This is a genomic window from bacterium, assembly GCA_036504735.1.
GTDB lineage: Bacteria > Electryoneota > RPQS01 > RPQS01 > RPQS01 > DASXUQ01.
Genome location: DASXUQ010000005.1, coordinates 789,818 through 816,177 on the forward strand (window position 1 = coordinate 789,818; position 26,360 = coordinate 816,177).

At 58.2% G+C, this 26,360-nt stretch carries 19 protein-coding genes; 8 read left to right on the forward strand and 11 right to left on the reverse strand.

Features of this window, described 5'->3' with window-relative positions; genetic code table 11:
* Positions 1-88: 88 nt before the first annotated feature.
* A complete protein-coding gene (locus VGL38_05115; protein ID HEY3294794.1) occupies positions 89-931 on the forward strand; it encodes a redoxin domain-containing protein in 843 nt (280 codons plus the stop codon).
* A 146-nt stretch (positions 932-1,077) separates the two neighbouring features.
* Here VGL38_05115 and VGL38_05120 read toward each other — a convergent pair whose 3' ends face one another.
* A complete protein-coding gene (locus tag VGL38_05120) occupies positions 1,078-2,016 on the reverse strand; it encodes an NADP-dependent oxidoreductase (protein HEY3294795.1) in 939 nt (312 codons plus the stop codon).
* Between the two features lie 545 nt (positions 2,017-2,561).
* Between VGL38_05120 and VGL38_05125 the strand changes: the two genes are divergently transcribed.
* Together VGL38_05125 and VGL38_05130 are read left to right on the forward strand one after the other, a co-directional pair.
* Positions 2,562-5,021, forward strand: coding sequence for a T9SS type A sorting domain-containing protein (locus VGL38_05125; protein ID HEY3294796.1), 2,460 nt, complete (start codon positions 2,562-2,564; stop codon positions 5,019-5,021).
* A gap of 616 nt (positions 5,022-5,637) precedes the next feature.
* Positions 5,638-6,213: a TetR/AcrR family transcriptional regulator gene (locus VGL38_05130; protein ID HEY3294797.1), complete on the forward strand. Its 576-nt coding sequence runs from the start codon at positions 5,638-5,640 to the stop codon at positions 6,211-6,213.
* Between the two features lie 123 nt (positions 6,214-6,336).
* Here the strand turns inward: VGL38_05130 and VGL38_05135 are convergent, their stop codons facing one another.
* A complete protein-coding gene (locus VGL38_05135; GenBank protein HEY3294798.1) occupies positions 6,337-11,055 on the reverse strand; it encodes an LAGLIDADG family homing endonuclease in 4,719 nt (1,572 codons plus the stop codon).
* Positions 11,056-11,757: 702 nt separating this feature from the next.
* On the opposite strand from VGL38_05135, the gene rpsR reads away from it, so the two are divergent.
* Genes rpsR through rpmG form a run of 3 tightly spaced genes read left to right on the forward strand, consistent with a single transcriptional unit; the run spans position 11,758 to position 12,444 of the window.
* Positions 11,758-12,000, forward strand: coding sequence for a 30S ribosomal protein S18 (gene rpsR, locus VGL38_05140; GenBank protein ID HEY3294799.1), 243 nt, complete (start codon positions 11,758-11,760; stop codon positions 11,998-12,000).
* Between the two features lie 27 nt (positions 12,001-12,027).
* Positions 12,028-12,246, forward strand: coding sequence for a 50S ribosomal protein L28 (gene rpmB / locus VGL38_05145; GenBank protein ID HEY3294800.1), 219 nt, complete (start codon positions 12,028-12,030; stop codon positions 12,244-12,246).
* Between the two features lie 12 nt (positions 12,247-12,258).
* Complete coding sequence (gene rpmG / locus VGL38_05150; protein HEY3294801.1) at positions 12,259-12,444, forward strand: 50S ribosomal protein L33; 186 nt, start codon at positions 12,259-12,261, stop codon at positions 12,442-12,444.
* A gap of 134 nt (positions 12,445-12,578) precedes the next feature.
* On the opposite strand, the gene VGL38_05155 is transcribed toward rpmG, so the two are convergent.
* Positions 12,579-13,124 carry a hypothetical protein gene (locus VGL38_05155; GenBank protein HEY3294802.1) on the reverse strand — a complete coding sequence of 182 codons (546 nt, stop codon included), beginning with the start codon at positions 13,122-13,124 and terminating at the stop codon, positions 12,579-12,581.
* Positions 13,125-13,266: 142 nt separating this feature from the next.
* Here VGL38_05155 and VGL38_05160 point away from each other — a divergent pair, with 142 nt between their 5' ends.
* Both VGL38_05160 and VGL38_05165 read left to right on the forward strand, forming a co-directional pair.
* Entirely contained in the window at positions 13,267-13,866 is a 600-nt protein-coding gene (locus VGL38_05160) for a GNAT family N-acetyltransferase (GenBank protein HEY3294803.1), read from the forward strand.
* A gap of 285 nt (positions 13,867-14,151) precedes the next feature.
* On the forward strand, positions 14,152-17,571 hold the full coding sequence (locus VGL38_05165) for a PDZ domain-containing protein (GenBank protein ID HEY3294804.1): 3,420 nt from the start codon (positions 14,152-14,154) through the stop codon (positions 17,569-17,571).
* 101 nt (positions 17,572-17,672) lie between these two features.
* Here VGL38_05165 and VGL38_05170 read toward each other — a convergent pair whose 3' ends face one another.
* The 8 genes from VGL38_05170 to lpdA all read right to left on the reverse strand — a co-directional run bounded on the left by VGL38_05170 (position 17,673) and on the right by lpdA (position 26,280).
* Positions 17,673-18,134 (reverse strand): Rieske (2Fe-2S) protein, encoded by a 462-nt coding sequence (locus VGL38_05170; GenBank protein ID HEY3294805.1) that lies wholly within the window; start codon positions 18,132-18,134, stop codon positions 17,673-17,675.
* A 144-nt stretch (positions 18,135-18,278) separates the two neighbouring features.
* Positions 18,279-20,306 (reverse strand): ATP-dependent zinc metalloprotease FtsH, encoded by a 2,028-nt coding sequence (gene ftsH / locus VGL38_05175; GenBank protein ID HEY3294806.1) that lies wholly within the window; start codon positions 20,304-20,306, stop codon positions 18,279-18,281.
* A 2-nt stretch (positions 20,307-20,308) separates the two neighbouring features.
* Positions 20,309-20,887 (reverse strand): cob(I)yrinic acid a,c-diamide adenosyltransferase, encoded by a 579-nt coding sequence (gene cobO, locus VGL38_05180; protein ID HEY3294807.1) that lies wholly within the window; start codon positions 20,885-20,887, stop codon positions 20,309-20,311.
* A gap of 3 nt (positions 20,888-20,890) precedes the next feature.
* The gene (locus VGL38_05185; protein HEY3294808.1) at positions 20,891-21,535 is read right to left on the reverse strand and encodes a hypothetical protein; all 645 of its coding nucleotides are present in this window, start codon (positions 21,533-21,535) and stop codon (positions 20,891-20,893) included.
* Positions 21,536-21,607: 72 nt separating this feature from the next.
* On the reverse strand, positions 21,608-23,080 hold the full coding sequence (gene proS / locus VGL38_05190) for a proline--tRNA ligase (GenBank protein ID HEY3294809.1): 1,473 nt from the start codon (positions 23,078-23,080) through the stop codon (positions 21,608-21,610).
* 30 nt (positions 23,081-23,110) lie between these two features.
* Positions 23,111-23,539: a hypothetical protein gene (locus VGL38_05195; protein ID HEY3294810.1), complete on the reverse strand. Its 429-nt coding sequence runs from the start codon at positions 23,537-23,539 to the stop codon at positions 23,111-23,113.
* Positions 23,540-23,674: 135 nt separating this feature from the next.
* Complete coding sequence (locus tag VGL38_05200) at positions 23,675-24,661, reverse strand: aldo/keto reductase (protein ID HEY3294811.1); 987 nt, start codon at positions 24,659-24,661, stop codon at positions 23,675-23,677.
* 191 nt (positions 24,662-24,852) lie between these two features.
* The gene (gene lpdA / locus VGL38_05205) at positions 24,853-26,280 is read right to left on the reverse strand and encodes a dihydrolipoyl dehydrogenase (protein HEY3294812.1); all 1,428 of its coding nucleotides are present in this window, start codon (positions 26,278-26,280) and stop codon (positions 24,853-24,855) included.
* Positions 26,281-26,360 lie beyond the last annotated feature (80 nt).

The window sequence follows — 26,360 nt, forward strand, 5'->3', positions numbered from 1 at the left end:
AAAGATGGAGAATTTTCGCGTACTTTTCAACTGCTGGAATAGCTGGTTTAGTTTTCGTAGATTGGGGTGATAATGTTAAGGGTTTTCCATGATCAGCTATCGTCTCTCTGTCGCTGTTTTGGCGGCTTTTGTGGGTCTTTCGTGCACCGTGCAGGCGGCTACTTTGCACCTCCCCGGTACTCCTTCGACTATGGAAGTGCGGTCGGTGTTTAATCAGAAGACGCTGTTTCTGAATCTTTCCGAGGTGGCGGGCAGGTTGGGGGTGACGGTGAAGCGGGACACGTCCGCGGGGGTGATTGTGTTGTGTTCGCCGCAGGCCTGTGTGCCGGTATTCGAGCAGGACGAGGCGGAGGTGCAAAAGAAGGACAGTGTGCTGTTTGTGCGAACGGACGAAGTTGCTGCCGCGCTGGGGTGCAGTTTCAATGTCAAGAAGAAGACCGATGTGACCCTGACTTGCAACGGCGGTTTGCCGCAGGGGCCGGTGGGAGCACAGGTGGGAGATATGGCTCCGGGTTTCCGACTGCCAGTGGATACAGTGAGCACCATGAGCCTTGCCGAACGGCTGCAACAGCGGCCCCTGCTGGTGGTGTTCTTCCGCAATGGAGACTGGGACCCTTTCAGCAAGCTGCTACTGAACCTGCTGCAGACCCATCTCGATTCGGTACGGGCGCTCGGTTATGATTTGGTGGCGATTCACGGGTATGAAGCCAAGACCGCGATGAAGTGGACAAAGGATCTGGGCCTCAGCTATCCCCTGCTCTCAGACCAGTACTCGGCAGTGTTCCGTGCCTATGATGTCTTTGACCGCGGGCACTTCCCGCTGCCATCGGTCTTTGCCATAGACCGCAGCGGGCACATCCGAATGCGCTACATGTTTGATTTGAGCGCAGCGCCGGACATGAGCGCCATCTTGCAAACGCTGAAACGCTGAAAAACTGAAACGCTGAAATGAAGAAGGCGATCCATGCGGGGTCGCCTTTCTGTCAAACGCTGAAACGCTGAAAAACTGAAACGCTGAAATGAAGAAGGCGATCCATGAGGGGTCGCCTTTCTGTTTTGTGGGAGTCGATAGATGCGCTATTTCTTGATGACGACGGAGATTTTGCCGTGGGCCTGGCCGGAATCTTTGGCCTGGAAGGCTTCCTGAATGCGGTTCAGGGGATAGGTCTGGTCGATGTGCACGGTGACGACTCCGCCTTCGATCAGTTTGGTCAGGGCATCGAGGTGTTCGGTGTTGACTTTGGTCTGTTCGGAGATGGCGGTCACGCCGTACTGCTTCATCAGGTTCGGATCGGGCGGTATGAGCATGGAGACGATGACGCCGCCCTTTTTCAGCACCTTGAAGGAGCGTTTGTAGGTGTCGCCGCCGATGGTATCAAACACGGCATCGAAGTCTTTGAGCACGGCGTCGAAATCCTCTTGCTTGTAGTCGATCACCTGATCGGCGCCGAGAGATTTAACATAGTCCACGCCGTCCCCGGTGGCGGTGGATGCGACAAAGGCACCGATGTTTCTGGCGATTTGGATGGCCACTGTGCCGATGCCGCCCGCGCCGCCGTGAATCAGAATCTTGTCGCCGCGCTTGAGTTTGAAATGCTCGGTAAAGGCTTGCAGAGCACTGGTGCCGGTGAGTGCAATGGCGGCGGCTTCGGGGAAGTCCAGATTGCGTGGCATGCGGGCGATGGACTCAGCGGGAGTGACTGCAAATTCCGCCAGAGCGCCACTGGCTCCGCCCAGCGCACCTGCCGAGCCATAGACGCGGTCTCCGACCTTCACGCGGCTGACGCCGTCGCCGAGTTCCTGCACGATCCCCGCGACATCCGACCCGAGGGTAACAGGCAGTTTCAGCCCTTTGGCCCACGTCACGCTGCCTTCGCGCAGCTTGGAGTCAATCGGATTAATGCTGGACGCATGCACTTCAAGCAACACCTGTCCGGGCTTGACACGCGGTTCCGGAGTTTCCATCACCTCCACGACATCGGCGTGGCCATATTCGCTAATCTGAGCGGCTTTCATAAATAAGACTCCTTGGGAATACTGGATAGCCTTGGTACGTTCCCACGCGAGAGGGGTTCCGGGTGAACAGATGGGGCAACCTAAGCGGCACCCGCCGCTGCGGCATTTACGCTGTGAAGGATAGTGCCAACGCGAATAGCGGACTTTAGTGACAAATTAATCCGGGTGCGCAGGGGGCTGGGAAGATTGGGGTTGCGGCGGGAGGAGTTATCGGCTCGGCTTGAATAATTCTTCATAGGGAAAATTTGATCGCTTCGCGCGAAGCGACTGGAGACTAAAGACTTGAGAGTGGTGCCGAAAAATGCAGTTTTGCAGGCGGGATGCAGAGTGTGGCACAGGGGGAGGAATCGCTCATTTGCCGCTTGCACCATGAAGGGGGAAGGCAAATAGGAAATTTGAAATAGGAAATAGGAAAGGTGGTGTTGTTTGTGCCTATTTTTCTGCTTTTTGCTTTCTGTTTTCTGCTCTTTTGGGAGCGGTTGACTTTGGATGGGGAAAATTCTACTTTGTCGGACATCATCATCCACCCGTAACGAGGCGAGCGCATGAAACGCACATGGATTGGGTTGTTGGGACTGGTGTTGTTGGTCGGAGGAGTCTGCTTTGGCGGATCACCCTTGCCGCAGACGGATTTCTTTGTCCAAAATGAAGGGCAGTGGGAAGGGGCCTTTGCCTTCAAGTATGAGGGGAGGGGGGCAGCGTATTTTTTGACGGAGTCGGGGATGACGATGGATTTGCATGAAGACCCCCTTCTAACTTCCCCCACGAAGTGGGGGAAGGACTTCAGCCGTAGCCGTGATGCAGAGGCAGACAAGGGGCTAAAGCCCCTTGCCCCGGCGGTGCGTGGCCACATCCTCCGCCTATCATATGTCAACGCCAACCCCACCCCCATCCTGACTGGCGAAGACAAACTCCCCAGTTACAGCAACTACTTCCTGTCCAAGGATAGCTGTAAATGGCGCAGCCGCGTGGGACACTACCGCAGCGTGACTGCCCAAGACGTCTGGCCGGGGATTGATGTCCAATACCGCATTGCACCTCAAGGCATCGAAACCGTCTATCACGTCCACCCCGGGGCTGATCCCACACAGATTCAGCTAAGCTACGAAGGCCAGGATGCCCCCTTAGCCGTAGATGCAAACGGCAGTTTGCTCTTGTCTACGTCGCTGGGCACCGTCAAGGAACAGACCCCCTTTGCCTATCAAAATATCAATCACACTCAGGTTGAAATTTCCTGCCGCTATGAGTTGACCGCGGATGGCAGCTACCGCTTTGTGTTGGGGGCTTATGACGCGACCAAGGAAGTAGTGATTGATCCGGAGCTGGTGTATAGTACCTATTGGGGGACAGGGAATGAAATGCAGATCGGAGGAGCGGGGACATTGGTCACAGATTCGGCCAACAATCCCATTCTTTCCGGCGACACCTTTGCCGGTGATTTTCCCACAACGCCGGGATCGTATGAAAACCAGTTTGCTGGTCACTTTGGCTTCATCAGCAAGTTCGCCGCCGACGGAAGATCATTAATCTTCTCAACCTATTTCCCCGGTGCGATTCCCTCCTTGTGCATTGATTTTGACCAGTCGCTCGTAATTGTTGATCAGGTTGTAAGGGGTTGGCCGGTCACATCAAATGGGTTTGACACGACATCCAATGGTCGAAGCGATTTGGCACTTGCCGCTTTGTCTGCGGACGGCAGCACGCTCTTGTGGGGGTCATATTGGGGTGGAAGCGGTGATGACTACAAGCAAGACTTCAGCCTTAGCACTGACGGCATTCTGTGGGTAAGTACTGTAACCGAATCGTCGGATTTTCCGTTGACGGTCAATGCACTTTATTCACAGGGGGAAGGTTCCGGTGGCTATGCAGTGGCGGCCTTCGACTTGCGACATATGAATGTGGTGTTCTCCTCGTTCTTTCATGCAGGTATCCGCGGCTCGGGCAATGTCTGGATTTCTGTGACTGCACTTGCAAACAGAGCGGCGTGGATTTGTGGTATTGCCGACACCATGGGAGTTTTGGCAGTGACCCCCGATGCACTATGTCCAAGATTCGTTCCGCCGGTGGGAAATTTCTTTGCGCGTGTCCGCCTCGATGACCCGCCAACCCTTGAGTATGCGTCTTACTTTGGTGGTCAGGATTCTTTGAGTACTGGAACGCTCCATCGCGTGATCGCTTTGGATAGCGATCACGTTTTGCTGGAAGGCTCCGTGGACGGCAGCGCTGTTGGCTTCACTATGCCACCGGGCGGCTTTCAGGCAACTCCGCGCGGCGAGCGGGATGCTTTTCTGGTCGAGGTCACTCTCCCAGACTCAATGCTGGCTGGCACGTTCATAGGCGGAGCTGGCTCGGAGACCGTTACATGCACCGTCGTGGAACAACGCACCGGATCAATTATCCTCTGGGGCTGCACGCTCAGTGATGATTTCCCGATAACACCGAATGCCTTCCAGCGAAGTCACCATGGCATGCCAGCCGACTATTTTCTGTCCCGGATATCTCCTGACCTGTCAACATTACGTTACAGCACCTTTATAGGCGGTTCGGATCGTGACTGGGCTCCTTGCTTGGCGAACGTCCGAGACTTGGCCTACGTGTGGGCTGGCGGTTACACTTATTCATCAGATTTTCCAACAACACCCGATGCAATCATGCCTCCCGCACCGGGCGTATGGCCGGTGCTTGTTCGTTTTGACCTGCGGGATTCGGCGGACGTGGTCAAACCATCCGTCATCGTTCCACCTGCATCCTTCAGCCTTTCCGCCTTCCCCAACCCCTTCAACCCCACCACGACGCTTTCCTTCACGCTGCCAGCACCGTCCGAGGTGACGCTGGAGGTGTTTGATGTGCTGGGGCGGTGTGTGTATCAGAAGGAAATGGGAAGGATGAACGCGGGGGAGCAGCGGTATCGGTTTGAGGGATCGGAGCTATCCTCGGGGGTTTACTTCGCAAAGGTGCAGGCGGGGAATGCTTCGCAGGTGAGGAAGATGGTGCTCTTGAAGTAAGGATGAAGGATGAAGGGAAGAGGGCCGCTGGGGGTTGGGATTCCGTTCCGAAGCGGAACGGAATGACAAATTGTTGGAGGCGGGGTTTCGGTCGGGTTGGGGATGTGGTAATTGTCAGGCGGGCGGGTCTTGGGGGCCGGTGGGGGTTGGGATTCCGTTCCGGGGCGGAACGGAATGACAAATTGTTGGGGCGGGGTTGTGTTTGTGGTTATTGTTGGGCGGGCGGATCTTAGATCCGCCCCTCCGACGATGCCTGTGGCATCATAAGGGTCGCCCGAGATCCTTCCTGCGCACCGTCTCGGCTGACCGGGGTTTAGCTGGTACGGCGGCGCTGACGGCCGGAGGCCGCCGCTAGGGTCGGTTCTTAAAAGGTTTGCGCGGTGAAGGCACAGCAAGCTGTGCAACTACTACACCCATACAAACCCGGACCGGGTAGTTGCGCAGCTTGCTGCGCGCCTGTTCTCCAACATGACGACCTTCATAGAAACGGCATTAGGGTCCGTGTAGGGTACGCGGCTGCCCGGGCCTGATGCAAGGTGCGAGGATTTTGCATATTGATTTCGGGGGATCTATTTTGTATATTTGAACAAAATAGCAAAATCAGGACGGAGGGGGTATGCCGGGGAAACCGAGAGAGGAGAGAATTGCGGACGCGGTGAGCGCGGCGGAGGATCTGTTTTTGGAGCGCGGCTATGACACAGTCACACTGAAGGATATTGCCAAGCGGGCGGGATTCAGTCCGGCGGCGATGTATTACTATTTCCCCAGCAAGGAGGGCATTCTGGCGGCGGTGTGCGTGCGACTCTATGAGCCCATCGAGCTGTTTATGGCCGTGGCCGACGAAAAGGACGATCCGCTGGAGGCGTTGCACTCTTTCCTGACGGATTACTTCCTGTTCTGTGCAAAGCACCCGCAGGTGATCGGACTTTTTCTGCGCGACCGGGTGTATGCGCTGCAAGATCGACCGCGGCAGGCGCGTCTGTTCGCGGGTCAGGCGAGACTCTTCAAATGGATCTACGGATTGCTCTCCGTGGCCGAAGATGAAGGATTGTTGGCAAGACACCATAAGGCGGCCAAGGCCATGACGCTGCTGTATGCCATTGAAGGGATGGTCCCCTTTATGAGCCTTTCCAAGCCGTGGCGAGTGAAAAAAGAGGTGGCGAGATTGGAGAAGGCACTGCTGCAGGCGTGACGCCTGCACCCGTATCGCCTTCGGCGCGCCGGAAACGACGAAAGGGCGACCCGTTGGGTGCCCTTTCTTTGTGGATGCAATGTGGATGCGGGCGCACACGCAGGTGCGCCCCTACACCGACGATCAACTGCAACCGCTGGTGCCGCCGCAGGTGACGCATTTTAAGCAGGTGCCGTTGCGGACCATGGTGAACTGGCCGCACTCGGGGCAGGGGTCGCCTTCGTAGCCCTTCATGCGGGCTTCGGTGATCAGGTCGCCGTGGTGGTGCTGGGCGTGGCTGTGACCGTTGCCATTGGAGACCGCGATCTTCATGTGCGAACTGCGCGGGTGCGTGATAACGTGCGGCTCTTCCTTGACCAGCTTCTTCGGCTTGGATTCGGGGACCGGGATTTCAAGCTGAGCGGGCTTCTCTTCGACGACGTCGTGTACTTCGGGCAGATGAGCGACCTCCTCCTCCGCATCATCGCTGACGACCGAATCGCTGCGCATGTCTTCGGCGTGCTGGTCAAGGTGCGCCAGATCGGTGCGGCCCAGATAGGAGATCGCCAGTTCGCGGAAGATGTAGTCGATCACCGACGTCGCGACTTTGATCTGCTCGTTGCCCGTCACCATGCCGTTGGGCTCGAAGCGCGTGAAGACGAAGGCGTCCACGTATTCTTCGAGCGGCACACCATGCTGCAGGCCGAGGCTGACGGCGATGGCAAAGCAATTCATCAGGCTGCGGAAGGCGGCGCCTTCCTTGTGCATATCGAGGAAGATTTCGCCGAGGGTGTTGTCCTCATATTCACCCGTGCGCAGATAGACCTTGTGCCCGCCGATGCGCGCCTTTTGGGTGTAACCCGAGCGGCGGTCCGGCAGTTTGCGGCGCTGCGCCTGATAGACGACACGTTCCACAATCTGCTTGACGATGTGCATCTCGGGCTCTTCTTCGGCGGCGGGATGAATGTCATCGGCGACTACGTTCAGCGGCTGGGAGAGCTTGGACTGATCGCGGTAGAGCGCGACGGCTTTGAGCATCAGCTTCCAGCCGCGCCAGTAGGCCTCCTTGATGTCGTCGATGGTGGCGCTGACGGGAAGGTTGATGGTCTTGGAAATTGCGCCGCTGATGAAGGGCTGCGCGGCGGCCATCATTTCGAGATGCGCCTGCGGAGAGATGAAACGCTTGCCGTAGGGTCCGCAGGTGTTGGCACAGTCGAAGATCGGCAGATGCTCAGGCTTCACATGGGGCGCGCCTTCGATGGTCATGCGTCCGCAGATGTGATCATTGGCTGCGCGGATCTGCTTGCGGGTGAAGCCCAGCGCGGTGAGGAGATCTCCCTTGGCGGCTTTGAGGGCCTCATCGGTGATTTTGAGCTGTTTGCTGACGACGTCTTCGCCCACGGTCCAGGGAGTGACGGCAAAGGTGATGTCGAACGCGCCGAGGAGGGCTTCCTCGATCTTCTGCAGGGACTCGTCGGGCATGCCCTTCTGGTGGAGGGTCTCGCGATTGACATAGGGCGCGCCATCGAGGATTCCGGTGCCGCGGACATACTGGGTAATCTGGCGAATCTGGTCTTCGCGGTAGCCAAGACCTTCGAGCGCGAGCGGCACGGAGCTGTTGATGATGCGGAAGTAGCCGCCACCGGCGAGTTTCTTATACTTGACCAGAGCGAAATCGGGCTCGATGCCGGTGGTGTCGCAATCCATCAGCAGGCCGATGGTCCCGGTGGGAGCAATGACAGTGGACTGCGCGTTGCGGTAACCGTTCTGTGTGCCGAGTTCCAGAGCCTCATCCCAGGATGCGCGCGCGGCTTTGACCAGATCCTGCGGGCAGCGGTCGGGAATCAGGCCCTGCGGAATGATGGTCAAGCCTTCATAGCGGTCGAGGGTGCCGTTATACGCGGCGCGGCGATGGTTGCGGATGACCCGCAGCATTTCGTCGCGGTTGCGGACATAGCCGGGGAAGGTTCCGAGGTGGCCGGCCATCTCCGCCGAGGTGCGGTAGACTTCGCCGGTCATGATGGCGCTGATGGCGGCGCACCAGGCGCGGGATTCCTTGCTGTCATAGGGCATACCCAGCACCATGCACATGGTGCCGAGGTTGGCGTAGCCTAAACCCAGTGTGCGGTATTCCCACGAACGCTGGGCGATTTCCTTGGAAGGGAACTGCGCCATCTGTACGGAAATATCCAGCACGGTGGTCCAGACGCGCACGGCATGGCGGAAGGTCTCATGATCGAACTGCCGCGTCCGGGTGTCGGTGAACTTCATCAGGTTCAGGCTGGCCAGATTGCAGGCGGTATCGTCAAGGAACATGTACTCGGAGCAATTATGAACGGCCAAGCCGTTGGCGACAAAATGTTCCGTGGCAGGTTCGGTGAGATCAAAGACCGGTTCGTCGCCACGATAAGCCAGAGACTCGATCTGGTCCACGAGCGGCTCGGCATACGTATTGACGTCGCGATTCAGAACCGCAAGAGCTTCCGCCTTTTGTGTACCGGGCATAAACCCGATTTCGCGTTCGAATATCCGACGCGAGCTGCGGCTGATGCGCAGGCTATGCATCTGCACTACCGAATATTCTTTGCGGCCACCGGCGCCGTCCGGCATTAATGCCGTGAGCGCACCGGCACGGCGGTCTTCGTAGAGCTTGGACTTGATGCCGAAGCTCAACAGCATTAATTGCACATGCTGCAAGAGCGTCAGCGAACAAGAATCCAGAGCCACATATTGAGACTTCTCACCGTAGTTCGCGACGGTGCCATCTGCGGTGAACAGACCACGAAGCAAGGCGGCCTGATGAGCCTTGGGAAGGCGGAAGGCGGCTGCCTTCAGGGCTTTGTTGATGCTGCCCTCATCCAGAACCGCAACGTGCTTGAACATCGCGAGGATGCGTGGGCTTCCGACGTGGGCACGGAGAGTGGTTGCGGTCTCGACCGTACGTCCCGGCTTATTGTGTTCGCCGAATTCCGGGCGCAGGTGGTTGATGGTCTCGGTGGCCCACTCTACCACGGCCTGCTCATCCTTGCTCATGGTCAGGAAAGCGACTTCGCGCCGCTCGCCCGCCGCAGCGTACTCGTTAAGCTTTGTGATGCAGCCGTCGCCGATGAGCAGCCCGGCCAGTTGGGCCGCGCTCTCCGATTCCATGCCTTCGCTGCCGAAGACACCGGGGACGAGACGGACGATATCATCCTTGGTGAGTTCGCAGGCGGGGACATCGCCGCGGTTTTCGGTGAAGACCTGATGGTTGGCGGTCAACTTCAACCGGTAACCGGCCCGGGTTTTCAGTTCATAGACCGGCTGGGTGCCGGTGGGAAAAATCTTCTCCACCCAGTGCAGCTCGCCATCCGAACTCTTCACGCCGCGTGCCTCGCCAACTAACTCGCCAATTTGTTCGAGTCCGCGATGAGTGGGAATCCACGTGTCTGCCGTGACGCAGGGATTGGAGGCGTTGATCCGGCCATCATTGGGGCAGGTGTTCCACTCATTGATGGTGGTGTCGAACTGGATTCCCGGATCGGCGCAGGCCCAGACATCTTCGGCAATCTGATTCCACAGGTCGCGGGCGTGCATGGTCTTGGTGACACGGCCATCGACGCGGGCGCGCAGCGACCAGTTGTCATCCTTTTCCACTGCCGTCATAAATGTGTTGGGAACGCGGATGGAGTTGTTGGAATTCTGCCCGGAGACGGTCTGGTAAGCTTTGTTGTTCCAGTCGGTGTCGTAGGTGTCGAAGCGCAGGCTGCTGATGCCCTGTTTGGCCAGTTGCAGTACGCGCTGAACGTAGGCTTCGGGAACGGCATCGTGACGGGCATGGGACATGGCCTGACGGAGCTCGTCATTGGCCTTGGGATCGAAGCGCTCGGGCTCGTCCAGAGTGGACAGGGATATGGCCTTGAGAATCGCGTTCAGGTTGCGCTCGCAGATCCGGGAACCGGCGACGAGGCTGGCGACCTTCTGCTCTTCCATCACCTTCCAATTGATGAACTCCTCCACATCCGGATGGTCGATGTCAAGACAGACCATTTTGGCGGCGCGGCGCGTGGTGCCACCGGACTTGATGGCTCCTGCGGCGCGGTCGCCGATCTTGAGGAAGCTCATCAGGCCCGAACTGACGCCGCCGCCGGAGAGGTGTTCGTGCTCGCCACGGACCCTGGAGAAGTTGGTGCCGGTGCCGGAGCCATACTTGAACAGACGGGCCTCGCGCACCCAGAGGTCCATGATGCCTCCATCGGCCACGAGGTCATCGCTGACCGCCTGAATGAAACAGGCATGGGGCTGCGGACGGACGTAGGCCGAAGAAGACTGGACGACCTCCTTGGTTTCCGGGTCTACATAATAGTGACCCTGTGCCGGGCCTTCGATTCCGTAGGCCCAGTGCAGTCCGGTATTGAACCACTGGGGGCTATTGGGAGCGGCCATTTGGGTCGCGAGCATAAAGCGGAGTTCATCGAAGAAGGCGCGGGCATCCTGCTCGTCGTCAAAATAGCCGTGTTTCCAGCCCCAGTAGGTCCAGCAGCCGGCCAAGCGGCGGAAGACCTGGCGGGCATCGCGTTCGCCCCCGAGGCGGCTTTCTTCAGGCAGTTTATTCAGCACGTCCCAGTCGGGCTCATTGCGCTGGAGCCAGAGGGGAACTCCTTCTTCTTCAACGGGTTTGGTAGCGGCGGGAACGCCGGCTTTACGCAGGTATTTCTGGGCAAGGATATCCACCGCCATTTGCGACCAGAAGTCGGGGGCGTAGATATCGCGGGCCTCGAACAACATTTTACCGTCTGGGCCAGAGAGCCGGGAAGTCCACGGCACAAACTTAATCCCCTCAAAAGCATCGGCGCTTTGGCGGGTATGGCGACGGTCGTATTTCAATGCTCCTCCTGAGCGGAAAAATCAATAATTTAGAGGTTACTAAGAAGGTGCACCGCTCCACAGTGGAGCATCCTGCCTCATTCATTTAAACGCACAAAGACGACTTTGGACTCCGAGGTCCCAGATGTAGAGGGAACAAGAATGTAGTACTTTGGGTGTATGTCGGGGAGGTGCGGCGGGTCAGAGGTATGGGCCGAGAATCCACAGGATGTACACTTTGTGGATAACTCAACCACAAGATGTTGTGTGCGGGACACGGCGATAATATAACAGAGCGGGGTTTATCTTGTCAAGGGCACTCGTTAAGATTTTGTAATATTCTTGTCCCAGCTAAAAATATAAATATTAAATAATTAACTATTCAGATCCAGTTTTTGAATCATATATGATATATTCTGCGTAATATGAGCCTAAGTAGAGATACATTGGCGGCTTGCTCCGTGAGTTGTTTCGGAACGTCACAAACTTGCCTCTTGGCACCTCCATTGCTATAGGCTTTCTGACCCGGACGAAGAGAGGGTTGAAGGCGGAAGGATGAAGGATGAAGGTGGCGACAGGCAGACACCATGGCCCCCACCTTTGGCCGATGGGAGGTTTTAGGGCTTGACAAGTTGGATTGAATCTATTATATTTTGAGGCTTTCGAGAGATCCCTGCGGCAGGGCTGACGCCATGCCGCTTTATATCCACAGTGGAGATCATTATGGCTTTGCGACTTCGTCCCGGCGCGCAGCGGAAACCTTCCTATCTGGAAGAGCACCGCATTGACTTTATCGATTACAAAGACACCAAGGTGCTGCAGCGGTTCCTCTCGCCGCAGGGCAAGATTCTGCCCCGTCGCCTGACGCGCCTCACTAACATTCAGCAGCATGCGCTCACCCGGGCGGTCAAGCGGGCACGGCACCTGGCCATGCTCCCCTTCACCTCGGACGCCGAAGCCTACTAAATTTTCGAAACGAGACTGGAGCAATAGATGTCGCGAGTATGTCCCGTCACTGGCCGCGGCCGGCACAAGGCCAACACGGTCAGCCACGCCAACAACCGTCACCGCAAATGGCAGATGCCGAATTTGCGCATGAAGAAGATTTACGATGAGCAGACCGGAACCTGGGTCGTTGTCCGTGTCAGCGCCCGTGGTTTGAAAACCATCACCAAGAAGGGCCTGATGCAGGCTCTGTACGGCCTCGACTAAGGAGCATTACCCATGGCATCGAAGAAGAAAGAAGGACGGGTGATTATCCACCTCGAGTGCACCGAAGCCAAGGCTGCCGGTGCGTCTCCGTCCCGCTATACCACGATGAAGAACCGCCACAACGACCCCGAGCGGATGGAACTGATGAAGTACAACCGCTTCATGCGGAAGTACACGCTGCACCGCGAAGTGCGATAGTACGGTTTTGTGGAATTGGATATGAAGGGCGAACCGCAAGGTTCGCCCTTTTTGTTTTGTACATTGATTGGCGACGACCGAAGAAAGGACGCGTTTGAACGGCGTACCCATGCGCATGCCGGTTCAGAAGAACGTCAGCGTTTACGATTGGGCGCGGAGCGGTCAACCCGGTCAGATGGATTGCTCGACCCCACACCTGTGGATGAATTTTGTAAAAAGACCCGGTAACGGTTGCCTTGCAGATCATACTCGATGGCGGTACCGTCCGGCAGCCAGTAGACCACGGTCAGGTCCAGGGTGTCGACGCCGGTCAGTTCGGTGGGGAGATCGGGCCGTCCGGGAGTCCAGAAGCCCCTGGCGTCCTGCTCCAGGCCATCGGAGGTGCTCAAATGTTCTCTAAATTGCCTGACGGCGGGCTCTTGCGACGCTTTGCCCGGCGTTGCGGGCTTGGACGCGGCAGTGGTTCCGGACCGAGGAAGCAGCGTATCCCGCACGGACATTTCCTGCCGAGGAGAGTCTGGGGGGGCAGGCGGTGTCAGGACGCGCGGTGGCGGATCGCTCTGCGGTGCAAGGCGGTGAAGGCTTATGAACACTAAACCGCCCAGCGAGAGGATCACCAGAATCCACAGGAGCCCTAAGCTTCGTCTGCGCCGTGCCGGAAGAGGAGTAGGATGCGTCATACCCGCGATTCTCTGCAAAAAGCGCCGCACCTGCGAGCAAACCGGCCTATAGGCTGGGCGGATGCGCTGTTCCCGCTAATTCCTCCCTTGAACGTCTGCTTATGAAATGCTATATTCAGATAGGTGAAACAAAGGGGCAAAAATGGCAGTCCAAAAGGTGGCTATATCCAAGCTGAGCTTTAAGCCTGTCTCGGCTGAAGTTTGGCCGGATCTGGAAGCTCTGTTCGGTGAGCGCGGAGCCTGCGGTGGTTGCTGGTGCATGTACTGGCGTATCAGCCGCAAAGAGTTCAACGCCCAAAAGGGCGACGGCAACAAAAAGGCTTTCAAGAAGATTGTCAAGGACGGCGCTGTTCCGGGGATTATTGCCTATGCCGACGGCAAACCTGTCGGCTGGTGCGCGGTGAGGCCCCGGGAGGACTATCCCGTGCTGGACGGATCGCGGATTCTCAAGCCCGTGGACGAGCAGCCGGTGTGGAGTATTGTCTGCCAATTCGTGCTTGCGCCCTACCGCCGCCAAGGGGTCAGCGCGAAGTTATTGGAAGCGGTGGTGAAGCATGTGAAGAAGCAGGGGGGCAAGATTGTGGAGGGCTATCCCCACGATCCGAAAACCGACCAGCCGGCGGCCTTTGTGTGGACAGGACTCGCTCCGGCGTTTCTTGAGGCCGGATTTGAAGAGGTCGCCCGCCGCTCGGCGACCCGTCCCATCATGCGGTATGTCATACAAGCAGAGCGCCGCAAGTGAATTGGTTTGTGGCGCGCGGGGTGCAGAGCGGCGCAAGTGAATTGGTTTGTGGCGCGCGGGGTAAGGACACCCCGCGCGGCGAGGTGGAGAGCGAGCAGATTGCGGGTGCGATGAATCGTACCCCTGCGGATCCGCCCCTCCTTAAGATCGCGAGCGGGCGGATCTTAGATCCGCACCTCCTCCAGCGGCAGAGCCGCCTCTGGTTTCGCGCTCTTCCTATAGAACATGATCGCCTTCAGAACCATGAAGGCTCAAGGTATACACGACTCACTCAAGAGGAAACCCATGGACTCATGGACTCGGCCCGCACTTTGGGCAGCACTCATCGTAACTCTTATCCTGGCGGGAGCAGCGTTGGCTGCCGACCAGCCGCCGCAAGGTTACTACCGCTGGCCCACGGTTTTCGGCGACAAGGTGGTGTTTTCGTCGGAAGGCGATTTGTGGGAAACGCCGCTCTCGGGCGGCATCGCGCGGCGTCTGACCATTGCGCCGGGAACGGAATCCTTTGCGATGTTCTCGCCGGACGGGAAATGGATCGCCTTCTCGGGCAACTATGACGGCAATTTTGACGTCTACGTGATTCCCGCCGAAGGCGGCGAGCCGAAGCGGCTCACCTATGATCCGATGGGAGCCTACGTCACCGGCTGGACGCCGGACGGCAAGGTGGTTTTCCGTTCGATGGCGTACAGCGGGCAGTATATCTGGAAGGCATTCACCATCGCGCCGACCGGCGGCTATCCCGAACCTGTGGCGGTGGATGAAGCGGCGCATTTGACCTATGAGCCCAACGGCGACCGGATTGCCTACACACGCGTCTCCCTTGGAACCCGCACGTGGAAGCGCTATCGCGGTGGCTGGGCGGAGCAGATCTGGGTAGGCAGCACCAAGAGCCACGACTACAAGCAGGTGACCACGTGGAACGGCAACAATGCGATTCCGATGTGGTACAATGGCCGGATCTATTTCCTGCGGGACCGCGACTGGGACACGACTGAATCCATGAAGACGGTGCAGCCCAACAGCAGCGCGTCACGGGTGAATCTCTACTCGATGAAGCCGGACGGATCGGATATTCAACAGATGACCGCCCACAGTGATTGGGACGTGCGCTGGCCGAGCATCGTCAAGGGCAAGATCGCCTACAGCGTGGGCGCGGATATCTGGATTTTTGACGCGGATAAGAACCAGGAATCGAAGGTGGATATCCAACTGCCGTCGGACCGGACGCAGACGCGCAGCAAGTTTATCCAGCCGGATGAATATACCAACGAGTTCAATCTTTCCCCCGACGGCAAGCGGATACTGCTGGGCGCACGCGGCGACCTGTTTACGGTGCCCACCGAGCGGCGCGGCATCATCAAGCAGATCACGTTGAGCCCCGGTGCGCGGGAAAAAGGCGCGGAATTCATGCCGGACGGCGAGCACATCATCGCGTGGTCGGACCTGAAGGGCGAAGAAGGCCTCTACCTCTACCCTGCCAAGAAGCCCGGCGAGCCGAAGAAGATCGCGGACGGGAAAGGCGGCTGGAATTTCACACCCGAAGTCTCGCCCGACGGCAAGTGGGCCGTCTACGGCGACAACAACCGCAATCTGCAACTGGTGAACATCGAAAGCGGCGCGACCTCACAGATCGACACCTCCGGCTGGGAAATTCGTGACTACACGTGGTCGCCGGACTCGCGCTACATCGCGTACAGCGTATCGCTGCCCAGCGAATACAGCGGCGTGCGGATTTACGACACGAAGGAACACGAGGTCCACAACATCACGGACCAGTTGTATTCCAGCTACTCGCCGACGTGGGATCCCAAGGGCAAGTGGCTGTATATGATCTCCTCGCGCTACATGAATCCTTACGGCAGCGCGAATGATTTCAGCTTCGTTGTGCTGGAAGCGGACCGCATTTACGGACTGGCACTTGATCCCAAGACCAAGAGCCCCTACGCCTACACCGAAGACGGCACCGCCATCGGCGATGAGAAGTCCGACGAGGACAGCACCAAGGCCGACAAGAAGGACGGCGACAAGAAAGAGAAATCCTCGAAGAAGAAGGACAAGGACGAGGATAAGGATAAAGATAAGAAGGAAAAGGTCACCGTCAAGATCGTGTGGGATGGCTTGAATGACCGCCTGGTCGAGTTCCCGATTGCGCCGGGCAACTACTACGGCCTGGCCGCCATCGAAAGCAAGCTGTATTATGTTTCACAGCCCACGATGGGACGGCGCAGCGGCGGCGTACATGACGAAGACGAGATGCAGTCCACGCTGAAGCTGTTCGACATCAAGAAGAAGAAGGAAAGCGATGTAGTGGACGGCGTGCGCGGCTATGCGCTGTCGCATGATTTGAAGAAGATCGCCGTGCGCAAGAAGTCGGGCTATGTGATTATGGACGCGGGCGACACCGACGAGCCGAAGGTCAACAAGGATGACAAGGATGCCGGAATGCACCTTGAAGACTGGGTGTATGACGTGGATCCGCGCGCGGAATGGAAGCAGATTTTCGCCGAAGCGTGGCGTCTGCAGCGGGATTTCTTCTACGATCCCAACATGCACAACGTCAACTGGAAGTATCAGAAGGAGCACTACGCCACGCTGCTCGACCGGGTGCAGACCCGCGCCGAGTTGAACGATCTGATCGCGCAGATGATTTCCGAACTGGATGCGGGCCACGCCTACATCGGCGGCGGCGACCAGCAGAATTCCAAGTCAGTGGGCGTGGGTCTGCTGGGCGTGAATGTGAGCAAGGACAACAGCGGTTTCTACCGCATTGACCGTATCCTGCACGGTGATCCGTGGGATGACGACCGTTCGAGCCCGCTGGCCCGCGCCGGCGTGAATGTCAAGGAGGGCGAGTACATCGTCGCCATTGACAATATGCCGACCAACAAAGTGGACAATTACCTGCAACTGCTCAACAACCGCGCCGAGAAGCCGGTGATTGTGTCGGTAAACAGCAAGCCGTCGCTGGACGGTGCGCGGCAGGTGGTGGTGAAGACACTCTCCTCCGAAGGCGAACTGCGCTATTGGGACTGGGTCTATGGCCGCATGGACTATGTGCGCAAGCACGGCGGCGAGGATATTGCGTACGTGCATCTGTCAGACATGGGCACGCCGGGGCTCGAGCAGTGGATGAAGGAATATTATCCGCAGGCGCAGAAGAAGGCACTGATCATGGACGTGCGGTATAACGGCGGCGGCAACATCGCAGAGTGGATCCTCGGGCAGCTCCAGCGCAGCGTGTGGACGTGGGGCATGGCGCGCAACGGCCAGCGGTACCACCGTCCGGGCAGTGCGTTCTACGGTCCCATGATCGCGCTCTGCAATGAAGAAACCGGCAGCGACGGCGAGACCTTCTCCGAAGGCTGGAAGCGGCTGAAAATGGGCCCGCTGGTGGGCAAGCGCACGTGGGGTGGCTGGGTCGGCATCCGTGGCGACAAGCCGTTTATCGACCGCGGCTTCTTCACACAGCCCGAGTTTACCGGCTGGGGCGTGGACAGCACGATGAAGGCGAGTTGGCTGATCGAAGGCCCCGGGGTTACTCCGGACGTGGAAGTGGTCAACCATCCGGCGAAGATGCTGGAAGGCGTGGACGAGCAGCTCGACTACGCGATCCAGTATCTGAAGGACCAGATGAAGAACAGGCCGATGCCTGTTCCGGATCATCCCGTCTATCCGAATCACGCTCCGCAGTACGGCGTGAAGTGACCGCGAGTGAAGCGCGCGGGGTAAGGACACCCCGCGCGGCGAACGAAATTCGAGCGGGCGGCCTTTGGGCCGCCCGCTTTCTGTATACTGTTACCCTGATGTCAATGCAGCGCAATCGTGAGGGTGTTATTTGCCTTGGTTAATGTGTAATGGGGAAGGGACGCGCGGGCGGGGCCGCGGGCGACGGTGCCATTCAGGTTGTACAGTGAGCCATGACAGGGGCAGGAGATTTCGGGAGACGTGGCGTCCACGGTGCAGCTTTGATGGGTGCAGGTGCTGTCGAGGGCAAAGTAGCTGTCGCCCGTCATGTGCGTCACGATCAACGGATGTCCGAGCGGCGTGCCGAAGAAGGCCACGGCCTGATTGTCCTGCTGGAGGGCGGGCACATCCGACAGGTTAACCACCACACGTCCCTGGCCATCCACGCTGAAAGGCGGGCCGCTCTGCGGGTTGGACGGATTACTGTTGCCGGATTTCGAGCACCCGATTCCCAGCCAGCTTGCCGCTCCCACCGCGCCGAGGGCACAGCAGGTTCTGATGAACTGCCGTCGAGTCTGATCCATTCCTTCCGCTCCGCGTCACACTTGCCCAGACGTTTTTCTTGAACACTCCCAGCAGATAGATTTGGTTCCGGTGCGAGACTGCAAATGCAAAACGGCGGCCATTGTGGCCGCCGTTTCACATTTCAGGTCTCGGGTCTTCCCGCACTATCCTTTGCGATCCACGTTCTTGCCCATGCCGGGGGTGTCTTCCTTGATATCGGGCGGGACATTGCCGTTGGCGTCGGGCTGGCTTTCGGAAGCCGGCGTCGGCGAGATCGTGATGCCGGGGTGTTCATCGCCGTCCATCCGCGAGAAGTCCGTGGTCGCTTCGGCTCCAAGGAAGTCGCGCAAGGCTTCGCCTTCGAGCACTTCCACTTCGAGCAGCTTGGTGGACATCTCCTTCAGCAGATCGAAGTTTTCGCGGAGAATATCCTTGGCCTTCTCATAGCACTCATCGACGATGCGGCGGATCTCGAGGTCAATCTCCTCGGCGGTGTGTTCACCGTAGATGTCTTCCTGCTGCATGGGGAAGGGCATTTCCCGACTGGGGGCATTGCGGCGGCGGTAGACCAGCAGTCCAAGCTTTTCGGACATGCCGTAGTCCATCACCATGGCCCGCGCCATGCTGGTGACCTGCATCAGGTCGCTATACGCGCCGGAGGTGATCTCATGGAAGACCAGTTCTTCAGCGGCGCGTCCACCCAAGGCAGACGTGATGCGGTCGAGAATTTCTTCCTTGGTGATCAGGTACTGGTCTTCTGTAGGCAGATAGAGAGTGTGCCCAAGAGTTGCGGTGCCGCGCGGAATGATGGACACACGATGGATGGGGTCCATGTGCTTAAGCTTGGCGCCGACCAGCGCATGGCCGCACTCATGGTAAGCAATCTTCTCCTTGACCTTGGGCTTGAGCACACGGGACCGGCGTTCGATGCCAGTCATCTCCCGGTCCACCGCCTCTTCAAGCTCGATCATGCCGATCTCTTTTTTGCCGCGCCGCGCCGAAAGCAGCGCGCCTTCGTTGACGGCATTGGCCAGATCGGCGCCGACAAAGCCCGGCGTACGGGCGGCGATCACGCGCAGATTGACGTCCTTGCCGACCTTCCTGCCGCGCACGTGGACCTTCAGAATAGCTTCGCGTCCGTTGATGTCGGGCGGATCGACCACGACCTGACGGTCGAAGCGGCCCGGCCGCATGAGGGCCATATCGAGGATCTCCGGGCGGTTGGTCGCCGCCATGATGATCACACCCTTGTTGCTCTCGAAGCCGTCCATCTCGACGAGCAGCGCATTCAGAGTCTGCTCGCGCTCATCGTGGCCGCCCCAGGGATTGGAGCCGCGAGCCTTGCCGAGCGCGTCCAGCTCATCAATAAAGACGATGCAGGGAGCCTTGGCCTGCGCCTGCTGGAACAGATCCCGCACACGGGCCGCGCCCACACCGACAAACATTTCCACAAAGTCCGAACCAGAAATCGTAAAGAACGGGACCTTGGCTTCGCCTGCCACCGCCTTGGCCAGCAGGGTCTTGCCTGTTCCCGGAGGGCCGACGAGCAGCACACCTTTGGGAATATTGGCTCCGAGCGTGCGGAATTTGGCGGGCGTCTTGAGGAACTCAACCACTTCCTTGAGTTCTTCCACCGCCTCATCGATTCCGGCGACGTCCTTGAAGGTGATCTTGGTGGCGCTCTCCATGTAGACTTTCGCGCGGGACTTGCCGAAGGACATCACGCCGCCGGCTCCGCCGCCACCCATCCGCCGCAGCAGGAAGCTCCAGATGATGAAGATGATGGCCATAGGCAGGATCCATGTGAAGAGGATGCTCTGCCAGATATTCCCGGACTTGTCGCCCTTGTATTGAATATGCCGCGCATCGAGGGAATCCACCAGATGCGGATCTTCCACGCGAACGGATTCGAATCCGCGCCACACGGAGGCTCCCGCCGAGTCGACCCGCAATTCGCCTTCCACTTTGTCCGGCGTCAACACCAGGTCACGGACCCGCGAGCTGTCGGCGACGAATTGTTTGAAACGCGAATAGGGGATGCTCTGGACCCGCGCACCGCTTAGAAACGTCTGGGCTGCAAACAGCGCCAGCAGGACGGCGATCAGGTACCAGATGGAAAAATTGAAACGTCGCCCGCCGGGAGGCTGCGCGGGTTTCCGCTTGGGGTTATTTGTATCAGAGTTCTGTGCCACGCTCAGTAATCCACTCCACGCTGGGCTAAGATGCCTTTACGATAAGCATGTTTTATTTCGCGCATCTCCGTCACGGTATCCGCGCGTTCTATCACTTCGGGAGGGGCGCCGCGCCCCGTAAGAATCAGCGACGTTGAGCGGGGGCGCGCATCCAGCACACTTAGAATATCGTCGGTGCTGATCAGCCCCAGTCCTGCCGCTACAAAAATCTCATCTAACAGGACCAGCCGGTACTGTCCCGAAGCCAGTTTCTCCTTGGCAAAGGCTAAGGCTTCGCGGGCGGCCTGCTCGTGTTCTTCACGGGGAAGTTTATCATCGACGATGCCGACGAAACCTTTACCCATACGATGAAACTCGACTTCGGGTTCCAGTCGTTTGATGGATTTGAGTTCGCCATAGGTCCAACTGCCCTTGACGAACTGCACAATGAGGCAGTGATGGCCGTAGCCGACGGCCCGCAGCACGGTTCCAAGGGCGGCGGTCGTCTTGCCCTTGCCGTCACCGGTATTCACCAGCACCAGGCCCATCGGCTCATTGGCCTCGACCATGATGCTGGCGACCTGATCTTCGTTATCCTGCATAAGCTAAAATAAAATTCCCATGTGCAAGTTCAAATTGTCCGGCGGATAGGCCATTTGCCAGCGGTCTGCCGGGTCGGGGCTGAAGGTGAACTGCGGCTCAAAGAAGACTACCGTTTTCTTGCCCCACCCTGCCTGATATCCGACCAGCACCGTTGTGCCGAACCATGCTGCCTTCATGGTCTTGGCCGGGCGGGCGTCATCTGTGCGCTCTCCCGACTGTCCCCAGCGGATAGAGGGACCGAGACCCACATAGAACGATTTCCGGTTGGGACCGAAGTAGTAATTGAGATTAAAACCCAAGTCAATTTCCCGGAAGTAGGAACGCGTGGTGTGCCGGGAAACAAGAATACTGTCCTGCAGGTACTGCGTGGTGGTAATGGGGCCGCTGAACATGGCCATATAGGTGATATAGGGCACGAACGCGGCGTTGGATCCCACCATTTTGACCTTGCGCAGTCCGATCACGGGGCCAGCGGTGCCGGCATGAGCATAGCCCTCGCCCGTATTGCTTCCCCAGAAGGTGCGGGTTACACCCCACGTCACACCCGTATAGGACGTGATCCCTTCGTCTTCTGCATCCTGAGCAAAACCGAATACCGGAATAAACAGCAACAAAACAGTCCAGACGAACTTGATATCACGCTTCATGACGCCTCCTTGAGGGGCAAAGCTTGACACAGAAGTCGACGCCGGACCGAGGCACACGGCGCTGGAGGTGGATCAGTATGCTTTGGCGAACACGACGCGGCGGGTGGATTCCTTGCCCGTGAGCATGCAACGGCCCTTTTCTTCGGGGCCATTAAGAGGAATTACCCGCAACGTGGCCTTGGTCTCCTCTTGAACACGTTTTTCATCATCTGTGTTCCCTGCCCAGTGCACCAGTGCGAAACCTTCATCCGCAGCGATGAATTTTTTGAATTCATCGTATGAATTGATTTCCTTTGTCCGCTCGGTCAGCCGGGTCTTGGCGCGTTCAAAAAGGTCACTCTGGATTGAGCTGAGCAGTCCGGGGATTTCGGCGGCAGCCTTATCCAGCGGCAAGGTAATCTTTTCGCGGGTGTGACGCTTGGTGGCAATGAGCTGGCCGTTGGCGACATCCCGCGGGCCGATTTCGAGACGCAACGGGTACCCTGCCAGTTCGCTTTCGGCAAACTTGAAACCGGGCGTCAGGTTGTCACGGTCATCGACGCGCATGCGGATGCCGCGGTCGCTCAGTTCTTTTACCACGGGCTCGAGGGCACCGAGCACGGCGGCGCGCTCTTCGGGTTTGCGGAAGATAGGCACGGTGTAGACAGGAGTCTGCGCCAGCTTGGGCGGCACGACCATACCGTCATCATCGGCATGGGACATGATCAGCGCGCCGACCAGCCGTGTGGAGACGCCCCACGAGGTCGCCCACACGTGATCGAGAGTGTTCTTGTCCGTCTGGAAGGTGACATCGAAGGCCTTGGCGAAGTTCTGCCCAAGGAAATGGGATGTGCCCGCCTGCAACGCTTTGCCATCCTGCATCATGCCTTCGATGCAGTAGGTGTTCACCGCGCCGGGAAATTTCTGGCCTTCACTCTTCAGACCGTACAGCACGGGCATAGCCATGTACTCTTCGGCGAAGGTGCGGTAGACGTTCAGCATGCGGATGGTCTCTTCGACGGCTTCCTCCGACGTGGCGTGAGCCGTATGGCCTTCCTGCCAGAGAAATTCGGCGGTGCGCAGGAACAGGCGCGTACGCATTTCCCAGCGGTACACATTGGCCCACTGATTGATGAGCAGCGGGAGATCACGGTAGCTCTGGATCCAGTTTTTGTAGGTGGACCAGATGATGGTCTCCGACGTCGGACGAATGATCAGATTTTCTTCGAGCTTGCCTTTGGGCCGCAGCTTGCCGTCGCCGCCATCGGTGCGCTCGAGGCCGGAGTGCGTGACCACGGCGCATTCGAGGGCAAACCCCTCCACATGCGAGGCTTCCTTCTCCAAGAAGCTCTGGGGGATCAGCATCGGGAAATAGGCGTTGACGTGGCCGGTATCTTTGAACATGCCATCGAGCACGCGCTGGATGGATTCCCAAATCGAATAGCCATTGGGCCGGATAACCATGCAGCCCTTGACCGGAGAATAGTCGGCGAGTTTCGCTTCGCGCACTACATCCACATACCATTCGTTGTAGTCTTTGGCGCGAGGAGTGATGTTTTTAGCCATGCAGAAGAGAGATGTTATGTTGGAATCGAGTTATTTCGTTTTGTTCGCAATCAAAATCCCGCCGACGATAGCCGATTCCACAATGGCGCCGGCGATGTAGTAGGTTTTGTGCGCGTTTTTCCAGCCGGCGCGGTAGCCGCCTTTGTAGCCGCTGTTGAATTCTTCTTCGGCGACAATCGGCGGTTTGGCAGGGCGGCGCGGTTCGACGGTCCACGGCAGCCAGAGCAGCGGCACGTTGCCGAACCCGGCAAAGAACCAGCCGATCTTGCCCGCGTTTTGATTGCCGACCTTGGCACCTTCATCCCAGCCCTGTTCATACAGGCCCATCATGCGCGGCTGGGCGTTCTTCATGTCGACCGGTTTCTGCGGCTCCAGTTGGGCCAGCAGCGGACGCACCGGTTCGGAGGCGAACACGGAAGCGCAGAGGAGAAGCAGGATCATCAGAGTAAGAAGCTTCATGAGAACCTCACAGAACAGATTTCAGGATGGAGAGATCGTGCAAGCAGACCCCTATCCCCGGCCCTTTCCCCATGACATGGAGAAAGGGAGGAAGACAAGAAGTGTGCTTCGGCTATAGTTTGGGCAGTGTCGTGATCAGCGGTCAATCATGGCCATCATGCGCTCGTTGTAGCGCGGGCCGGAGATGGCGTCGGGAGGAAGCGCGGCATCAAGGGTTTGAACCTCGGACGCGCTAAGCTTCACATCGTCGGCGGCAATATCTTCTTCCAAAAACTCACGCCGCTTGGTGCCGGGGATGGGAACCACATCATGGCCCTTAGCCAGCAGCCAGGCGAGGGCGATCTGTGCGGGTGTGGCCTTTTTCTGCCGGGCGATTTCGCCGACGACGGATGCGGCGCGCATGTTGTTGTCGAAGTTTTCGCCCTGAAAACGCGGATCATTGCGGCGGAAATCGGTTTCGGGATACTCTTCGGAGCGTTTGGCAGTGCCGCTCAGAAAGCCGCGGCCAAGAGGCGAGAAGGGTACAATGCCGATGCCCAGTTCGCGCAACACAGGAATGATCTGCGGCTCCAGATTGCGCTCCCAGAGGGAATACTCACTTTGCAGCGCGGAGATGGGATGCACGGCATGAGCGCGGCGGATATTCTGTTCGCCCGCTTCGGACAGGCCGAGAAATCGCACTTTGCCCGCGCGCACAAACTCCGCCATAACGCCGACGACATCTTCGATGGGCACGGCGGGATCGATGCGGTGCTGGTAGAGCAGATCAATATGATCGGTGCCGAGCCGCTTCAGGCAGCCTTCCACGGCCTCGCGGATGTGCGCGGGTTGGCTGTTGACTCCGGCGATTTTGCCGTCCACGATATGGAAACCGAACTTGGTGGCGATGATGGCCTGATGACGCTTGCCTTGCAGCGCGCGAGCGAGCAGTTCTTCATTTTTGCCGACGCCATAGACTTCGGCAGTATCGAAGAAGTTCAGCCCGAGTTCGAGGGCGCGATGAACTGTGGCGATGGATTCCGGATCATTCGGCTCTCCATACGCCTGACTCATCCCCATGCACCCGAGGCCAATGGCTGAGACTTCGAGGCCTTGTGTTCCAAGTTTGCGTTTTGAAAGCATGAGTATTCTCCGAGGAGACGTTTCATGTGCCGGATTACTTTACCTCGCGCGGGGTAAGGACACCCCGCGCGGCGAGGCCTTGGCCAAGCGGGCGGATCTTAGATCCGCCCCTCCGACAGTTGCCCCTGCTGCGTTACTGACCGGACGCGGGGCAGAACAGGCTGCACTGGGATGCGGGGTTCCATCTTTGCTTACACTCTTCCCAAGTAGTGGATCGCGTGGCCGTGGGCGGCTTCGGCGGCTTCCATCACGGCTTCGGTGAGGGTGGGGTGCGCGTGGACGGTGTTGATGATGTCGTAGGCGGTGGCGTGCAGGACCTTGGCCAGGCACAACTCCGCAATCATTTCGGTGGCTTCACTGCCGACGATGTGCGCACCCAGCAGGCGGTCGGTCTTCTCATCGAAAATGAGCTTCACAAAACCGTCCGTGTGCCCCACCGCATTGGCCTTGCCGGCGGCGGTGAAGGGAAACTTGCCGACGCGAATGGCAATATTTTTGTCGCGGCAGGCCTGCTCGGACATGCCCACGCTGGCGACCTGCGGCTGACAGTAGGTGCAGGAAGGGATGGTGCCGTAATCCAGCGGCTCGGGATCCTGCCCGGCGATCTTCTCCACACAGATGATGCCTTCATGCGAAGCCACGTGCGCAAGCTGCGGCGGGCCGATCACATCGCCGATGGCAAAATAGCCCGGCGCACTGGTGCGGTAGAACTCATCCACCTTGATGAAGCTGCGGTCCGTGGCGGCGTTAACCTTTTCAAAACCCCAGCCTTCAATGTTGCCTGCAAAGCCGATAGCCACGAGGCAGACGTCACCGGAAAATTCCTGCGAACCTTCTCCCACCTTGGCCTTGACGATCACCTTATCGCCGACGACATTCACCGCTTCCACCGGAGTGGAGGTGCGGATGTCAATGCCCATCTTCTTGAGTGAACGCTGCAAGACGTTGCTGCTCTCGGCGTCTTCGATGGGCAGAATGCGCGGCAGCATTTCGATGACCGTGACCTTGGTTCCCAGTGCGGCGTAGAAATAGGCGAACTCGATGCCGATGGCACCGGCACCGATGATGACCATTTCCTTGGGCTGCTCGGGCAGAATCATGGCTTCATGATAGGTGATGACCTTCTTGCCATCGGTTTGCAGACCGGGAATGTTGCGGTTGACGCTGCCTGTGGCGATAATCACATTCTGTCCGCGCACGGTGGCGATAATATTCTGCCGCGTTTCCTTGTCCAGCACTTCGATTTCGCGATCCCGCACCACGCGGAAATGCCCATCCAGCCGCGTAATACCGAGCTTCTTGACCAGATATTCGACGCCGGAAGAATTCTTGGAGGAGACGTCGCGCGAGCGCTTGATCACCTGCGCCCAATCCAGACCTTTGATATCCAACTGAACACCCAGTTCGGGCGCCAGATGCTGCGCATCCTGATAGAATGACGCCGTCATCAGCAACGCCTTAGACGGGATGCAGCCCCAGTTGACGCACACGCCGCCCAAAGGCTGCTCATCAATCACACATGTTTTTATGCCAAGCTGTGCGGCGCGGATGGCCGCGACGTAGCCGCCGGGGCCGCCGCCCAAGACCACGAGATCAAAGTCCGTGACGGAATTCGCCATTGCTATTTACCTGTTAATCTTGAAGTTGTTAGGAAAGGTCAATATGACCTCAAGAATCAATATACCAAAGGCTTGCGAAA

What these genes read in the sequence shown, in the direction of transcription:
- VGL38_05115 (HEY3294794.1), top strand. Translation starts at nt 89, where the DNA reads ATGATCAGCTATCGTCTCTCTGTCGCTGTTTTGGCGGCTTTTGTGGGT.
- VGL38_05120 (HEY3294795.1), bottom strand. Translation starts at nt 2,016, where the DNA reads ATGAAAGCCGCTCAGATTAGCGAATATGGCCACGCCGATGTCGTGGAG.
- VGL38_05125 (HEY3294796.1), top strand. Translation starts at nt 2,562, where the DNA reads ATGAAACGCACATGGATTGGGTTGTTGGGACTGGTGTTGTTGGTCGGA.
- VGL38_05130 (HEY3294797.1), top strand. Translation starts at nt 5,638, where the DNA reads ATGCCGGGGAAACCGAGAGAGGAGAGAATTGCGGACGCGGTGAGCGCG.
- rpsR (HEY3294799.1), top strand. Translation starts at nt 11,758, where the DNA reads ATGGCTTTGCGACTTCGTCCCGGCGCGCAGCGGAAACCTTCCTATCTG.
- rpmB (HEY3294800.1), top strand. Translation starts at nt 12,028, where the DNA reads ATGTCGCGAGTATGTCCCGTCACTGGCCGCGGCCGGCACAAGGCCAAC.
- rpmG (HEY3294801.1), top strand. Translation starts at nt 12,259, where the DNA reads ATGGCATCGAAGAAGAAAGAAGGACGGGTGATTATCCACCTCGAGTGC.
- VGL38_05155 (HEY3294802.1), bottom strand. Translation starts at nt 13,124, where the DNA reads ATGACGCATCCTACTCCTCTTCCGGCACGGCGCAGACGAAGCTTAGGG.
- VGL38_05160 (HEY3294803.1), top strand. Translation starts at nt 13,267, where the DNA reads ATGGCAGTCCAAAAGGTGGCTATATCCAAGCTGAGCTTTAAGCCTGTC.
- VGL38_05165 (HEY3294804.1), top strand. Translation starts at nt 14,152, where the DNA reads ATGGACTCATGGACTCGGCCCGCACTTTGGGCAGCACTCATCGTAACT.
- VGL38_05170 (HEY3294805.1), bottom strand. Translation starts at nt 18,134, where the DNA reads ATGGATCAGACTCGACGGCAGTTCATCAGAACCTGCTGTGCCCTCGGC.
- cobO (HEY3294807.1), bottom strand. Translation starts at nt 20,887, where the DNA reads ATGCAGGATAACGAAGATCAGGTCGCCAGCATCATGGTCGAGGCCAAT.
- VGL38_05185 (HEY3294808.1), bottom strand. Translation starts at nt 21,535, where the DNA reads ATGAAGCGTGATATCAAGTTCGTCTGGACTGTTTTGTTGCTGTTTATT.
- proS (HEY3294809.1), bottom strand. Translation starts at nt 23,080, where the DNA reads ATGGCTAAAAACATCACTCCTCGCGCCAAAGACTACAACGAATGGTAT.
- VGL38_05195 (HEY3294810.1), bottom strand. Translation starts at nt 23,539, where the DNA reads ATGAAGCTTCTTACTCTGATGATCCTGCTTCTCCTCTGCGCTTCCGTG.
- VGL38_05200 (HEY3294811.1), bottom strand. Translation starts at nt 24,661, where the DNA reads ATGCTTTCAAAACGCAAACTTGGAACACAAGGCCTCGAAGTCTCAGCC.
- lpdA (HEY3294812.1), bottom strand. Translation starts at nt 26,280, where the DNA reads ATGGCGAATTCCGTCACGGACTTTGATCTCGTGGTCTTGGGCGGCGGC.